General features: G+C 62.8%; 17 protein-coding genes and 1 tRNA gene. All 18 read right to left on the bottom strand.

Features of this window, described 5'->3' with window-relative positions:
* Positions 1–7: 7 nt before the first annotated feature.
* Complete coding sequence (gene nuoK, locus Q9246_RS09760; protein WP_306397331.1) at positions 8–316, bottom strand: NADH-quinone oxidoreductase subunit NuoK; 309 nt, start codon at positions 314–316, stop codon at positions 8–10.
* The gene (locus tag Q9246_RS09755; protein ID WP_306397329.1) at positions 313–993 is read right to left on the bottom strand and encodes an NADH-quinone oxidoreductase subunit J; all 681 of its coding nucleotides are present in this window, start codon (positions 991–993) and stop codon (positions 313–315) included. The genes nuoK and Q9246_RS09755 overlap by 4 nt, the downstream gene beginning before the upstream one ends.
* A 24-nt stretch (positions 994–1,017) precedes the next feature.
* Positions 1,018–1,506, bottom strand: coding sequence for an NADH-quinone oxidoreductase subunit NuoI (nuoI, locus tag Q9246_RS09750; RefSeq protein WP_005666441.1), 489 nt, complete (start codon positions 1,504–1,506; stop codon positions 1,018–1,020).
* A gap of 9 nt (positions 1,507–1,515) precedes the next feature.
* Positions 1,516–2,607: an NADH-quinone oxidoreductase subunit NuoH gene (gene nuoH, locus Q9246_RS09745; RefSeq protein ID WP_306397326.1), complete on the bottom strand. Its 1,092-nt coding sequence runs from the start codon at positions 2,605–2,607 to the stop codon at positions 1,516–1,518.
* Complete coding sequence (gene nuoG, locus Q9246_RS09740; RefSeq protein WP_306397324.1) at positions 2,607–4,949, bottom strand: NADH-quinone oxidoreductase subunit NuoG; 2,343 nt, start codon at positions 4,947–4,949, stop codon at positions 2,607–2,609. Before nuoG ends, nuoH begins: the two co-directional genes overlap by 1 nt.
* A 21-nt stretch (positions 4,950–4,970) precedes the next feature.
* Entirely contained in the window at positions 4,971–6,266 is a 1,296-nt protein-coding gene (gene nuoF / locus Q9246_RS09735; RefSeq protein WP_306397322.1) for an NADH-quinone oxidoreductase subunit NuoF, read from the bottom strand.
* Positions 6,263–6,739 (bottom strand): NADH-quinone oxidoreductase subunit NuoE, encoded by a 477-nt coding sequence (gene nuoE / locus Q9246_RS09730; protein WP_306397320.1) that lies wholly within the window; start codon positions 6,737–6,739, stop codon positions 6,263–6,265. Before nuoE ends, nuoF begins: the two co-directional genes overlap by 4 nt.
* Positions 6,740–6,759: 20 nt before the next feature.
* Positions 6,760–8,013, bottom strand: a complete 1,254-nt coding sequence (locus Q9246_RS09725) for an NADH-quinone oxidoreductase subunit D (RefSeq protein ID WP_109347070.1) — start codon at positions 8,011–8,013, stop codon at positions 6,760–6,762.
* Positions 8,013–8,606, bottom strand: coding sequence for an NADH-quinone oxidoreductase subunit C (locus Q9246_RS09720; protein ID WP_306397316.1), 594 nt, complete (start codon positions 8,604–8,606; stop codon positions 8,013–8,015). Before Q9246_RS09720 ends, Q9246_RS09725 begins: the two co-directional genes overlap by 1 nt.
* Before the next feature lie 18 nt (positions 8,607–8,624).
* Positions 8,625–9,101 carry a NuoB/complex I 20 kDa subunit family protein gene (locus Q9246_RS09715; RefSeq protein WP_005666428.1) on the bottom strand — a complete coding sequence of 159 codons (477 nt, stop codon included), beginning with the start codon at positions 9,099–9,101 and terminating at the stop codon, positions 8,625–8,627.
* A 3-nt stretch (positions 9,102–9,104) separates the two neighbouring features.
* On the bottom strand, positions 9,105–9,464 hold the full coding sequence (locus tag Q9246_RS09710) for an NADH-quinone oxidoreductase subunit A (protein WP_109347068.1): 360 nt from the start codon (positions 9,462–9,464) through the stop codon (positions 9,105–9,107).
* A gap of 168 nt (positions 9,465–9,632) precedes the next feature.
* Positions 9,633–9,717, bottom strand: a tRNA-Leu gene (locus Q9246_RS09705).
* Positions 9,718–10,017: 300 nt separating this feature from the next.
* Complete coding sequence (gene secG, locus Q9246_RS09700; protein ID WP_306397315.1) at positions 10,018–10,476, bottom strand: preprotein translocase subunit SecG; 459 nt, start codon at positions 10,474–10,476, stop codon at positions 10,018–10,020.
* An 87-nt stretch (positions 10,477–10,563) separates the two neighbouring features.
* Positions 10,564–11,322 (bottom strand): triose-phosphate isomerase, encoded by a 759-nt coding sequence (tpiA, locus tag Q9246_RS09695; protein ID WP_306397314.1) that lies wholly within the window; start codon positions 11,320–11,322, stop codon positions 10,564–10,566.
* Positions 11,323–11,477: 155 nt separating this feature from the next.
* Complete coding sequence (locus Q9246_RS09690) at positions 11,478–12,464, bottom strand: NAD(P)H-quinone oxidoreductase (protein WP_306397313.1); 987 nt, start codon at positions 12,462–12,464, stop codon at positions 11,478–11,480.
* Between the two features lie 58 nt (positions 12,465–12,522).
* The gene (locus tag Q9246_RS09685; protein WP_306397312.1) at positions 12,523–13,467 is read right to left on the bottom strand and encodes an MYG1 family protein; all 945 of its coding nucleotides are present in this window, start codon (positions 13,465–13,467) and stop codon (positions 12,523–12,525) included.
* Positions 13,468–13,531: 64 nt separating this feature from the next.
* The gene (locus Q9246_RS09680; RefSeq protein WP_306397310.1) at positions 13,532–14,056 is read right to left on the bottom strand and encodes an SRPBCC family protein; all 525 of its coding nucleotides are present in this window, start codon (positions 14,054–14,056) and stop codon (positions 13,532–13,534) included.
* A 67-nt stretch (positions 14,057–14,123) separates the two neighbouring features.
* Entirely contained in the window at positions 14,124–14,747 is a 624-nt protein-coding gene (locus Q9246_RS09675) for a tetratricopeptide repeat protein (RefSeq protein ID WP_306397308.1), read from the bottom strand.
* Between the last annotated feature and the right edge of the window lie 27 nt (positions 14,748–14,774).

Below are 14,774 nucleotides of genomic sequence, written 5' to 3'. Positions count from 1 at the left end.
GAGACCATCAGCCTTTGAGGCGGTCGAGGTCTTCCACGTTGATCGTGTCCAGGTTACGGAACAGGACCACCAGGATTGCCAGGCCGATTGCGGATTCGGCGGCAGCGACGGTCAGGATGAAGAACACGAAGATCTGCCCCGCCGCGTCGCCCAGGTAATGGGAGAACGCGATGAAGTTCAGGTTCACCGCCAGCAGCATCAGTTCGATGGCCATCAGCAGGATGATGATGTTCTTCCGGTTCAGGAAGATACCGACCACCGAGATCGCGAACAGGATCGCGCCCAGGATCAGGTAGTGTGCGAGCGTCAAGGTCATTTTTGCTCCTTCGATTCGGCGGCGGCAGCGGCAGCAGCAGCGGCTGCGGCGGCCTTCTCGACGTTCGCTGCGTCGATGGCGCGCTGGTTGACCGTGTCGACCTTGACGATCTTCAGGCGGTCGTTACGCTTGACGCGAACCGCGAGGCCCGGGTCGATGGCTTTGGTGTCCTTGCGGCGACGCAGGGTCAGGGCGACGGCGGCGATGATCGCCACCAGCAGCACCACGGCGGCGATCTCGAAGCCGTAGATGTAGCGGGTATAGATCTGCAGGCCCAGCTCCTTGGTGCCGCCGATGTTCAGGGCAGCCGCTTCGGCGCTCTGCTCGAAGTTGGCGTAGCCGTGCCACAGCACGACGCCCATCTCGAGCACGATCAGGCCACCGACGATGGACGCCACCGGCAGGTAGCCCCAGAAACCTTCGCGCATGCGGTCGATATTAATATCGAGCATCATGACGACGAACAGGAACAGCACCATGACGGCGCCGACATAGACCAGCACCAGCACGATGGCGAGGAATTCGGCCTTCAGCAGCAGCCAGATGCCGGCCGCGTTGAAGAAGGCCAGCACCAGGAACAGCGCGGCGTGGACCGGATTCTTGGCCGTGATGACGCGCAGTGCGGCCAGCACCATGATGGCCGCGAACACGTAGAACAAAACAGTTGTAAATGTCATGACTTACCCAGGACCCTTTTGTTATTAGCGGTACTTCGCATCCGCCTCGCGGGCGGCGGCGATGTCGGCTTCGTAGCGGTCGCCGACGGCGAGCAGCATCTCTTTGGTGTAGTAGAGATCGCCGCGTTTCTCGCCGTGGTATTCCAGCACGTGGGTTTCCACGATCGAGTCGACCGGGCACGATTCTTCGCAGAAGCCGCAGAAGATGCACTTGGTCAGGTCGATGTCGTAGCGCGTGGTGCGGCGGGTGCCGTCATCGCGCTGCGCCGACTCGATCGTGATCGCCATGGCCGGGCACACCGCTTCGCACAGCTTGCAGGCGATGCAGCGCTCTTCCCCGTTGGGGTAGCGACGCAGCGCATGCAGGCCACGGAACCGGTTCGACATCGGGGTCTTTTCTTCCGGGTACTGGACCGTGATCTTGCGCGACAGCGCATATTTCCCGGTCAGGGCCAAGCCCTTGATCAACTCGGTCAGCATCAAGCTGCCGAGGATTTCTTTCATTCGTGACATGTCCGTTCCTTACATCCAAATATTCCACGGCGTCTGCATCCAGACGGCGACGACGACCAGCCAGATCAGGGTCAGCGGGATGAACACTTTCCAGCCCAAACGCATGATCTGGTCATAGCGGTAGCGTGGGAAGGTACCGCGCACCCAGATGAAGAAGGTCACGAAGGCGAAGGTTTTCAGGAACAGCCAGAAGAAGCCCACCAGGCCGCCGAGCACGCCATCGAAGTCGAGGAAGGCGAACGGCGCCGACCAGCCACCCAGGAAGAACAGCGACGCCAGGGTACCGATCAGGATCATGTTGCCGTATTCGGCCAGCATGAACATCGCGTACGACATGCCCGAGTATTCGACCATGTGGCCGGCCACGATTTCGGATTCGCCTTCGATCACGTCGAACGGGTGACGGCCGCATTCGGCCAGGCCCGACACGAGGTAGATGATGAACAGCGGGAACAGCGGCAGCCAGTTCCACGACAGGAAGTTCAGGCCCATGTCGGCGAACATGCCCATCTGCTGGCCGGCGACGATGCCCGACAGGTTCAGGGTGCCCGACACCATCAGCACGACCACCAGCACGAAGCCCATCGGGATTTCGTACGAGATCATCTGGGCCGAGGCGCGCATCGCGCCCATGAACGAGTACTTCGAGTTCGAGGCCCAGCCGGCGATGATGATGCCGTAGACTTCGACCGAGGTGATCGCCAGCAGCAGCAGCACGCCCGCGTTGACGTCGGCCAGCGCGAATTGCGGGCCGAACGGCACCACCGACCAGGCGGCCAGCGCCGGCATGATGGTCATGATCGGGCCAATGACGAACAGGTTGCGGTTCGCCTTGGCCGGGATGACGATTTCCTTGATCAGGAGCTTCAGGCCGTCGGCCATCGGCTGCAGCAGGCCGCCGGGACCGACACGGTTCGGGCCGATACGGATCTGGATCCAGCCGATGAACTTGCGCTCCCACAGCGTGGCGTAGGCGATCGCGATCATCAGCGGCGCCACGACGGCGACGATTTTCAGGATGGTCCAGACCAGCGGCCAGACCGGACCGAGCAGTTCAGCGCCGCCAGCGGTAAATGAATCGATATAACCAGGCGTTGCCATTACTTGCCCTCCCCTGCTTTTTCAACTTGGATGGAACCGAACATGGCGCCCAGCGTGCTTACTGCCGGATGGCCGGCGGCGACACGCACCGCGTTCGACGGCAGGGTCTTGTCGACGTCGGCGACCAGGACGGCCGAGCCGCTACCCTGGGTCACTTTGACCTTGTCGCCAGCGGCAACGCCGATCGATTCGGCGACCGCTTTCGACAGCGTGACCAGCGGCGCATTGGCGTCGGCGGTGCGCTGCAGTGGTTCCGAACGACGCGACAGCGCGTCGGTGAAGTACACCGGCACATCGGTCAGGCGCTCGAGTTGGCCGGCAGGAGCGTACGAACCCACGGTCAGGGCGACATTCGCCTTGTTGTTCAGCTTGGCCGACAGATCGGTATTGCCCTTGCCGAAGGCTTCGTCGCGGATCGATTCCGAGGTCTCGTAGTCGAAGCCGGTCAGGCCCAGCAGGTTGCCCAGCACGCGCAGCACTTTCCAGGCTGGACGGGCGTCGCCCAGCGGACGCACGGTGCCGTTGAAGCTCTGTGCGCGGCCTTCGCAGTTCACGAACGTGCCCGAGGTTTCCGAGAACGGCGCGATCGGCAGCAGCACGTCGGCGTAATCCATGCCGTGCTTGAAGGCCGACATCGCGACGACCATCTCCGCGCCGTTCAGGGCGGCGACGGCTTGCTGCGGGTTGGCCGCATCGAGTTCCGGTTCCGCGTTCAGCAGCACATAGGCTTTCTTCGGCGTGTCGAACAACGATTCTTTCTTGCCCGAGGTCGCGCCGACCAGGTGACCGCCGACCGAGTTGGCGGCGTCGACCAGGTAGCCGAACGAGCAGCCGGTCTGCTCGGCGATCCACTGCGCGGCGGCGTGGATCTTCGAGGCTTGCGGGTGTTGTGCGGCAGCGTTGCCCAGCAGGATGGCGCCTGGCACGTCGACGTCACCGACGACGACCAGCGAGGCGGCGATCGCGCGGGCGATATCCGATGCCTCGATGCCTTCGAAACCGGTCGGGACAGCGATGTTCTTGTCGGCAGCGATGGCGACCACGACTTCCGACAGCGCGACCAGCCAGTCGCTTGGCGCCGCGGTCAGCTTGTGGGCGACTTTCATCAGCAGCTCGTCGTCCGAACCACCCAGCAGCGACAGGCGCAGGCCGGCCTTGGTAGCGGCGCGCAGGCGAGTAGCGACCAGCGGGTGATCCTTGCGCAGGAACGAACCGATGACCAGCGCGCGCTTCAGGTTCGACAGTTGCGCGATCGGCATGCCGAGCCATGGCGTGACCTGGCCGTCCAGGGCGAAATCGCTCTGGCGCAGGCGGAAATCGACGTTCTCCGAACCGAAGCCACGGAAGGCTTTATTCAGCAGGTACAGTTCTTCCACGGTCGAGTGGGCGGTGGCGACGGCCGCGAGGCTGTCGGCGCCGTGCTCGTGGCGGATATTGCGCAGGCCGTGGGCAACGTATTCGAGGGCCGTCGACCACTCGGTCTCGATCCACTTGCTATCCTGCTTGATCATTGGCTTGGTGAGGCGGTCGGCATTGTCCAGCGCTTCGTACGAGAAACGCTCTTTATCCGAAATCCAGCACTCGTTGACCGCTTCGTTCTCAAGCGGCAGCACGCGCATGACTTTACCGCCCTTGACCTGGACGATCAGGTTGGCGCCCAGCGAATCGTGCGGCGACACCGACTTGCGGCGCTGCAGTTCCCATGGACGTGCCGAGTAGCGGAATGGCTTGCTGGTCAGCGCGCCGACCGGGCACAGGTCGATCATATTGCCCGACACTTCCGAGTCGACGGTCTTGCCGACAAAAGTCGTGATCTCGGAATGCTCGCCGCGGCCCAGCATGCCGAATTCCATGACGCCGGCCACTTCCTGGCCGAAACGCACGCAACGGGTGCACTGGATGCAGCGCGACATCTCTTCCATCGAGATCAGCGGGCCCGCTTCTTTCGGGGCCACCACGCGTTTTTCTTCTTCGTAGCGCGAACCGCTCTTGCCGTAGCCGACGGCCAGGTCCTGCAGCTGGCATTCGCCGCCCTGGTCGCAGATCGGGCAATCCAGCGGGTGGTTAATGAGCAGGAATTCCATCACCGACTTCTGGGCCTGCACGGCCTTGTCGCTGTGGCTGCGCACGATCATGCCGGGCGACACTGGCGTGGCGCATGCTGGCAGCGGCTTCGGCGCCTTTTCCACTTCGACCAGGCACATGCGGCAGTTCGCTGCGATCGACAATTTCTTGTGATAGCAGAAGTGCGGAATATAGGTGCCGAGTTTGTTTGCGGCGTCCATCACCATGGAACCCGGTGGGACTTCGACTTTCTTGCCGTCTAATTCGATTTCAACCATTTGATCGTTACCTGACCTGGTTTAAAGGTATGCGGGCACGAGGCAGTGCTTGTGCTCGATGTGATATTCAAATTCCTGGCGGAAGTGCTTGATCATCGCCTGGACTGGCATCGCGGCCGCATCGCCGAGCGCGCAAATGGTGCGGCCCTTGATGTTGTCGGCGATGTTGTTCAGCAGATCCATGTCTTCCGGACGACCCTGGCCGTTCTCGATGCGGTGGACCATGCGGTACATCCAGCCGGTGCCTTCACGGCACGGGGTGCACTGGCCGCACGATTCTTCGTAATAGAAGTACGACAGGCGCAGCAGCGACTTGACCATGCAGCGGGTCTCGTCCATGACGATGACGGCGCCCGAACCCAGCATCGAGCCGGCTTTGGCGATCGAATCGTAATCGAGGTCGGTCTGCATCATGAGATCGCCCGGCACGACAGGCGCCGACGAACCGCCAGGAATGACGGCCTTGATCTTCTTGCCGCCGCGCATGCCGCCCGCCAGTTCCATCAGGGTCGCGAATGGCGTGCCCAACGGGACTTCGTAGTTGCCTGGACGCTCGACGTCGCCCGAGATCGAGAAGATCTTGGTGCCGCCGTTGTTCGGCTTGCCCAGCGCCATGTAGTTCTCGGCGCCGATGTTCAGGATGAACGGGACCGCCGCGAACGTTTCGGTGTTGTTGATCGTGGTCGGCTTGCCATACAGTCCGAACGAGGCCGGGAATGGCGGCTTGAAGCGCGGCTGGCCCTTCTTGCCTTCCAGCGACTCGAGCAGCGCGGTTTCTTCGCCGCAGATATAGGCGCCGTAGCCGTGGTGGGCGTGCAGCTGGAACGAGAAAGTCGAACCCAGGATGTTATCGCCCAGGAAGCCGGCCGCGCGCGCTTCTTCCAGCGCTTCTTCGAAACGCAGGTAGTCTTCGAAGATCTCGCCGTGGATGTAGTTGTAACCCACGGTGATGCCCATCGCGTAGGCGCCGATGGCCATGCCTTCGATCAGCGAATGCGGGTTGTAGCGGATGATGTCGCGGTCCTTGAACGTGCCCGGCTCGCCTTCGTCAGTATTGCAGACGAGGTATTTCTGGCCCGGGAACTGGCGCGGCATGAAGCTCCACTTGAGGCCAGTCGGGAAACCGGCGCCGCCGCGGCCACGCAGGCCCGAGGCCTTCATGTCGGCGATGATCTGCTCGGGGGTGATCTTTTCTTCGATGATGCGGCGCAGCGCCGAATAGCCGCCACGCTTGACGTAGTCGGCCAGGTGCCAGTTCTCGCCATTCAGGTCGGCGAGGATCAGCGGTTTGATGTGACGGTCGTGCAGGCTGGTCATTTGTTCAGTTCCTCAAGCAGGGCGTCGATCTTGGCGTCGCTCATGAACGAACACATGCGGTGGTTGTTCACCAGCATGACCGGTGCGTCGCCGCAAGCGCCCATGCACTCGCCTTCCATCAGCGTGAATTTGCCGTCTTCGGTGGTGTCGCGGAAGTCGATGCCGAGCGCGTCCTTGATGCGCTGGGCCGCGTGCTCGCCGCCTGACAGCGCGCATGGCAGGTTGGTGCACACGGTGATCTTGTGCTTGCCGACCGGCTTGATGTTGAACATATTGTAGAAAGTCGCCACTTCCTGCACGGCGATGGCCGGCATGCCGATGTAGTCGGCAATCTCTTGCATCGTTTCAGGCGACAGCCAGCCCAGTTCGACCTGGGCATGGGCCAGCGAAGCCATCACGGCCGACTGGCGTTGATCGGCTGGGTACTTGGCCAGCTCGCGATCGATTTTTTGATAGCACTGCGCGGATAACATAGTTTTTCTCTGCCCTCTTATTACCGGTCGATACTGCCGAACACGATGTCCTGGGTACCGATGATGGCCACCGCGTCAGCGATCATGTGGCCGCGTGCCATCTCGTCGAGGCTCTGCAGGTGGACGTAGTCCGGGGTGCGGATTTTCAGGCGGTATGGCTTGTTGGCGCCGTCGGAGACGATATAGATGCCGAACTCGCCCTTCGGGTGCTCGACCGCGGCATAGGCCTCGCCCTCGGGGACGTGGAAGCCTTCGGTGAACAACTTGAAGTGGTGGATCAGCGATTCCATATTGGACTTCATGTCCATCCGGTTTGGCGGCGCGATCTTGTTATTGTCGATCATCACCGGGCCCGGGTTGGCGCGCAGCCAGGCCAGGCACTGCTTGATGATGCGGTTCGACTGGCGCAGTTCTTCCACGCGCACGAGGTAGCGGTCGTAGGAGTCGCCATTGGTGCCGACCGGGATGTCGAACTCGACCTTGTCGTAGGCGGCGTAAGGCTGGTGCTTGCGCAGGTCCCAGGCGATGCCCGAGCCGCGCAGCATGGCGCCGGTGAAGCCCATGGCTTTCGCGTCTTCCGGCGACACGACACCGATGCCGACCGTACGCTGCTTCCAGATACGGTTGTCGGTCAAGAGGGTTTCGTATTCGTCGACATAGCCGTCGAAGCGCTTGGTGAAGGCATCGAGGAAGTCGATGACCGAACCCTGGCGGTGTTCGTTCAGCTCGGCGATCGCCTTGGCGCTGCGGATCGGCGACTGCTTGTGTTGCGGCATGGTGTCCGGCAGGTCGCGGTACACGCCGCCCGGACGATAGTAAGCTGCGTGCATGCGCGCGCCCGACACGGCTTCATAGACGTCGAACAGGTCTTCGCGGTCGCGGAAGCAGTACAGGAACGGGCCCATGGCGCCGATGTCCAGCGCGTGCGCGCCCAGCCACATCAGGTGGTTCAGGATGCGGGTGATCTCGTCGAACATCGTGCGGATGTACTGGGCGCGGATCGGCGCTTCGATGCCGAGCAGCTTTTCGATCGCCAGCACATAGCCGTGCTCGTTGCACATCATCGACACGTAGTCGAGGCGGTCCATGTACGGCACCGACTGCAGGTAGGTGCGGGTTTCGGCCAGCTTCTCGGTGCCGCGGTGCAGCAGGCCGATGTGCGGGTCGGCGCGCTGGATCACCTCGCCGTCGAGTTCGAGCACCAGACGCAGCACGCCGTGCGCTGCCGGGTGCTGCGGACCAAAGTTCAGGGTGTAGTTCTTAAGCTCAGCCATTATTTCGTCCCGTAGGTCTCTTCGCGAATCACGCGCGGGATGTTCTCGCGCGGCTCGATCGTGACGGGTTGGTAGATCACGCGTTTCTGTTCCGGGTCGTAGCGCATTTCGACGTAGCCCGAGATCGGGAAGTCCTTGCGGAACGGGTGGCCGATGAAGCCGTAGTCGGTCAGGATGCGGCGCAGGTCGCCGTGGCCTTCGAACAGGATGCCATACATGTCGAACGCTTCGCGCTCGAACCAGTTGGCGGCGCGCCAGATCGGGGTGATCGTCTCGACAAGAGGCATCTCGTCGTCCGGGCAGAACACGCGCACGCGCACGCGCCAGTTCTTCTCGATCGACAGCAGGTGCACCACGACCGCAAAGCGCGGGCCCTCATAGGTGCCTTCGCCATAGGTCGAATAGTCGACGCCGCACAGGTCGATCATCTGTTCGAATGCCAGGGTGCGGTCGTCGCGCAGCGTCTGCATCGTCTTGATGTAGTCCGCGGCCTTGACCACCACCGTCACTTCGCCCAGCGCCGCGGAAATGGCAGCGCCCTCGCCCAATGCATTTTTCAGGGCGAGTTCAAGGGTCTCGAGTTTTGTCGTCATGGAGTACGCCGTCCGTTTTTAGCGCGCGATGGTATTGGTGCGCTTGATCTTGTTCTGGAGCTGCATGATGCCGTACAGCAGTGCTTCGGCAGTCGGCGGGCAGCCTGGCACGTACACATCGACCGGGACGATGCGATCGCAGCCGCGCACTACCGAATACGAGTAGTGGTAGTAGCCGCCGCCGTTGGCACAGGAACCCATCGAGATCACCCAGCGCGGTTCGGCCATCTGGTCGTAGACCTTGCGTAGCGCCGGCGCCATCTTGTTACACAGGGTGCCGGCGACGATCATCACGTCGGACTGACGTGGCGATGGACGGAACACGATACCGAAGCGGTCCATGTCGTAGCGGGCCGCGCCCACGTGCATCATCTCGACCGCGCAGCAGGCCAGACCGAACGTCATCGGGAACATCGACCCCGTGCGCGCCCAGTTGATCAGCTTGTCGGCTGTGGTGGTGATGAAACCTTCGTTTAATACGCCTTCAATTGCCATGGCTTATTCCCAATCAAGGGCACCTTTCTTCCAGATGTACCAGAAACCGACCACGAACTCGGCGATGAACACCATCATCGTGATGAAACCGGTCCAACCCAGCTCGCGCATCGAGACGCCCCATGGGAAGAAGAATGCCGTTTCCAGATCAAACAAAATAAACAGGATCGCGATCAGGTAGTACCTGACGTCGAACTTCATGCGCGCGTCTTCGAAGGCTTCGAAGCCGCATTCATACGGGGACAGCTTGGCATCGTCGGGCTTGTGCGGCCCGAGCAGGCGGCCGAGCACCTGCGGGGCGACACCGACGCCGATGCCAACCAGGATAAAGAGTAGGACGGGGAGATAATTCTCGAGGTTCACGATGAAGCTTTCTGAACGATCGGTTAATGGAATACTGCGGGGATGCAGCACCGAATCGTGCGAACCTGGCTTCAAGCCTGCCACCAGGACCGGACGACGATCCTCGTGAAAAAGCCAGCTCAGGCATGAGGAAAAACCCGTGCGCCCTTGCTGGCTCTTTCTAAATTTTGGTGCCGACGGCGAGACTCGAACTCGCACAGCTTGCGCCACTACCCCCTCAAGATAGCGTGTCTACCAATTTCACCACGTCGGCTGGAGACCAGTATTTTAACCTGCCTTAGCATGTCTTTTCAATGCTCAAATTGCGTAATCACAAGGATATTTGCGATTTTTTTGCCTTGTATCGCCAAATAATCGATGGCTCATCAATTATTCTCACCGACAGGACAGCATTGCAAAACAGGTCGTGCGTCAATATTCCAAAGGTCAAGCACCGGATGGCTTACTACACTCGCCACGCGCCGCCGCATTCTACGCCTAAAAACGACAACGCGCCGTAGAACGGCGCGTTTTTGAGGAGCAAGTGTGGCGCGGGTGCCGCGCCGCAACGGTCTTACTGGGCTGGCGTGGCTGGCGCCGGGGTTGCCGGGGCTGGCGCTGCAGGTGCCGGGGTTGCAGGCACGGCGTCGGCCGGTGCGGCGCTGCCGGCCGGCAGGGTCGGCACGTCGGCCGGCGCGGTCTGCGCAGGCGCGCCGCCAGGGATGCCGGTAGCTGGCGCCTGGCTCGACGGCACGGTCACGCGGCCCATGACGCCGCCGCCGCTCTCGCCACTGGCGCCGCTGTTGCCGATATAGGCCAGGGCCAGAGTCGAGCCGAAGAAGATCGCGGCCGCCACGGCGGTCGACTTCGACAGGAAGTTCGACGAACCCGAGGCGCCGAACAGGCTGCCCGAGGCGCCCGAACCGAAGGCGGCGCCCATGTCGGCGCCCTTACCGTGCTGCATCAGCACCAGGCCGATAATGGCCAGGGCCGAAACAACCTGCACGACGATAATCAAATTGAACCAGATCATTGCAATTCCATTCCAAGGTTTAATACAACGTTTTTAAATTTCTTATTTTCAAAAGATTCGAAAATTCGTGATGCTTTGAGACAGTTTTTATACAGTTTTCGGGGCCGCCCCGATAATCCCGAGAAAATCAGTCGACTTTAGCGCCGCCCCACCGATCAAACCGCCATCGATATCCGCTTGCGCCATCAGATCGCCTGCATTCTCCGGCTTCATGCTGCCGCCGTAAAGGATTTGTACGTTTTCGGCCGCGCCGGCGTTGCAGTCGCGCAGTTTTTGACGCAGGAAGGCATGTACCTCTTGCGCCATCGCCGGCGTCGCCGTCTTGCCGGTGCCGATCGCCCATACCGGCTCGTAGGCCAGCACCAGCCTGGGCACGGCATCGGCGCCCACCACTTCCAGCACCGCGTCCAGTTGGGCGCCAACCACGTCCTGGGTGGCGCCCGCCTCGCGCTGGGCCAGCGTTTCGCCGACACAGACGATCGGAGTCAGCCCGGCATCCAGCGCCGCCTTGGCCTTGGCTGCCACCAGTTCATTCGATTCGCCATGGTAGGCGCGGCGTTCGGAGTGACCCACGATCACGTAACGACAGCCGAAATCCTGCAGCATCGAGGAACATACTTCACCGGTGAAGGCGCCGCAGGGCTCGGTCGCGACGTCTTGCGCGCCCCAGGCCATCGCGCTGCCCGCGAGAAGTTGTTCGCACTGGAACAAGTACGGCGCCGGCACGCACACGGCGCAAGCGGCGCCCTGGTCGTTCAATCCAGCGAGAATGCCTTGCAGCAGCTGCGCATTGCCTGCGCGGCTGCCATTCATCTTCCAGTTACCTACGACGAGTTTGGGACGCATACTACCCCATGTCAAATAACCCGCTATTCTAGCGGTCGATCATATGGCGGTCAAACAAAGGCTGGGCTGTCAAGCCGCCTTCGGGCCGCCTCCGGATGCGCCGTGGCGGGGCCGTCCTGGCCCTGCCGGCGCGCGTTCTATCGTGTTTTAATTTGTCACTCTTCCCGCACCTGCAGGACGATCTTGCCGACGTGGGTGCTCGATTCCATCAAGGCATGCGCCTGGGCTGCCTGTTCGAGCGGGAATACCTGGTGGATCACCGGCTTGATCTTCCCTTGCGCGAACAGCGGCCACGCGTGTTCACGGAGCTGGCGCGCGATGGCGGCCTTGAACGCCACCGGACGCGGACGCAGGGTCGAGCCCGTGATGTGCAGGCGCCGGCGCAGCACCTGGCCCATGTCGAGGTCGGCGCGCGCGCCGCCCAGCAATGCGATCACGACCAGGCGGCCGTCGTCGGCCAGGCAATCGATCTCGCGCGCCACATAATCTCCCGCCACCATATCGAGAATGACGTCGACACCTTTGCCGCCCGTTAGTTCCTTGACCACGGCGGCGAAATCCTCGTCGCGGTAGTTGATGCCGCGTTCGGCGCCGAGCGCCTCGACGGCGCGGCATTTGTCCGCGCTGCCGGCGGTGGCGAACACGCGGTGGCCCAGCGCCTTCGCCAGCTGGATCGCGGTCACGCCGATGCCCGAGCTGCCGCCCTGCACCAGCAGGCTTTCGCCGTCGGCCAGGCGTGCGCGGTCGAAGACATTGCTCCACACCGTGAAATAAGTTTCGGGCAAGGTAGCCGCTTCGAGCGTGCTCAGGCCTTGAGGCACCGGCAGGCATTGGTCGAGCGGCGCCGCGCAGTATTCGGCATAGCCGCCGCCCTGCACCAGCGCGCACACCAGGTCGCCCTTTGTAAAATTACTGCCGGCCAGGTCGCCGTCGACGATCTCGCCCGCCACTTCGAGGCCGGGCAAGTCGGACGCGCCGGACGGCACCGGGTATTTACCCAGGCGCTGCAGCACGTCAGGGCGGTTGATGCCGGCGGCATGGACCTTGATCAATACTTCGCCGGCCTTCAGGACCGGGGTCGGGCGTTCGCACAATTGCAGGACGTCCGGCTTGCCGGGCTGGGTGATTTCGATGGCGCGCATTGGTGTTGCTCCCGTGTTACTAAAACCGCAATTGTACGGGAGACCGTCTCGATCTGCCTTACTGCGCTACCGCATCGAGCGCCTGGCGCGCCATGCTGCGGATGCCTTCATAGCTGCGGGCGGCGGCGATGAACAGGCCGGTATGGCAGAACACGGCATCCTCGACGCCGGTCACGGCCGCCAGTTCTGCATCGCGCAGGCCGGCCCAGGAGGCCGGCAGGTCGGCCCGGGCGTCGAAGCTTTCGGTATCGACCGGCACCGTGTGCAGGATGTAGCGCTGCTCGGTCAGGCTGTGGCTGATGACGAACAGGATCTTCGGCATTTCCTTGCGCACCACGCTGCTCCAGGGGAGAGCAGCGTTCTTGAGGAATAAAAGCTTGCCGTCTTCGAGCACCTCGGCCTGGCGCACCTGGGTCACGGCCAGCATGGCGCCCACGCGGTAGCGCACGGCATTGCCCATGATGTCGGTCAGGAATTCCAGCGCGCGCATGAACTGGCCCATGCGGTAGGTGTCTACCGCTTCGCCGTAGCCCAGGCGCTGCTCGTCGAGCCAGCCCGGATTGAAGCCAGACACTACCGCCGACAGCCCATAGCTGCCGGGTGCGTTCCTGGCGACGCCCACGTCGGATAAATCGAGGTATTGCACGATATCGGCATCGATCGCATAGGCGATCTGCTGGGCCGTGTCGTCGGCCAGGCGCTCGCCGGTATGGCGCTCGGCCAGGGCGGCGACGCATTGCGCGCCGTACTCGCGCCACACCAGGCCGGCGCTGGCATAGGGCACGCCCGAGCCGCGGGTGGCGTCGAATTCCTTCTGGTGGTGGTCGAAGCGGCCCGAGGCCGGGTCCCAGACCCCGCCGACGTCGATCGCGAAGTCGGCGGCATCGATCCTGGCCTGTTCGCGGGTGCGGACGATGTCCGCGTCGGGGAACAGCACCTTCAGGACGGCGACCGCCCACGCATCGTCCGCGTGGAATTTGCCGCCGTGAGTGGCAATCAACATACAAGCTCCATAGTGCCGCCGCCACCGTATTGACAGGCGCGTGCGAGTGGTCAGAAGCCGAAGCCTACCACGCGGACCTGTCGCGGCGCGCCTTTTCGGGCGCAATGCCGGCCCGGCCCGGCGCGACCTGCTGGCCGCCCAGCGCGCGCGCCAGCACCTTGTGGCGATGCTCGAACAACAGCTTTACCATGGCGCGCACGAGCGGCGTCGCGAACCGGGGAGAAAACGCCAGGCGGTCGGTGACGCAGGCGCCGCGGCCGTCGCCCGCCGGCGTGACCACCCGCTCGTGGCGCCAGGCGCGCATCGACAGCAGCGGCGACTGCTCGACGAAGCGGCGGCCCGGCACGATCTCGGTGAAGGTCAGCTTCGACATATCGACGGGAAACAGGCCGAACAGCAGGAACTGGCAGCGGCCCAGCGGCTTGCCGAGCATGGTGTTGGCGCCGATTTCGTTCATTCCCTTGGGGAACACGATCTTCAGCAGGGGCTGCATCTCGGCGCGCACGCCTTTCAGCGAAGTCGACCAGGCCCAGGCCTCCTGGGTGGATACCGGCACCTGGGTCGTCATCGTCAATTCAACCTGTTCCATCGCAGCCTCCTGTCCATGGGTTCACCCACATGCTGGACTGCAATAGCATCTGCCACAGTTCGCCAGATCACATACCGGCGCCCGTCTTCGACGCGGTCGGCAAGGCCGTGCCGACCTTCCAGGTGCGCGACAGCGCCTGCGCTTCTTCAACCTGTTCCTGGGTCATCTTCTTGGCGATCGCGGCGCGCTGGTCGACCGCGTTGCGGTGGCCGCCGGCGGCCGCCAGGTTGTACAGCATATAGGCCAGCACCGCATCCTGCGGCACGCCGGCCACGTTATAGCGGTACATCAGGCCGAGCGCGTGCTGGGCCTCGGCATGGCCCTGCTCGGCCGCCTTGCGGAACCAGGTCACGGCGTGCTTCTGGTCCTGCGGCACGGCGTTGCCCGTGTAGTACATGGCGCCGACCACGTATTGCGCGTCGGCCTTGCCCTGCTCGGCCGCCTTGAGGTGCCAGGCGAAGGCCTGCTTGTAGTCGCGCGTGACGCCGCGGCCCATGTAGTACATCAGGCCCAGCAGGTGCTGGGCGTCCGGATTGCCGGCCCTGGCCAGCGGACTGATTTCTTTCAGCGCCAATGCATAGTTGCGGGCGTTGTAGGCGCTCGCGCCCTCCGCAAAGCCGGCCCGGGCGCTCGTCTGCGGGCCGAATTGCAGGCCGATGGCAAGCAGCGTCACAAGGAGTGTTTTTTTCATGTCTCGTGCACAGAATCTGGATCGTTC

Origin of the sequence: Telluria beijingensis, assembly GCF_030770395.1 — a bacterium.
Taxonomy (GTDB): Bacteria; Pseudomonadota; Gammaproteobacteria; order Burkholderiales; family Burkholderiaceae_D; genus Telluria; species Telluria beijingensis.
This window is presented reverse-complemented; position numbering and strand designations above follow the sequence as displayed.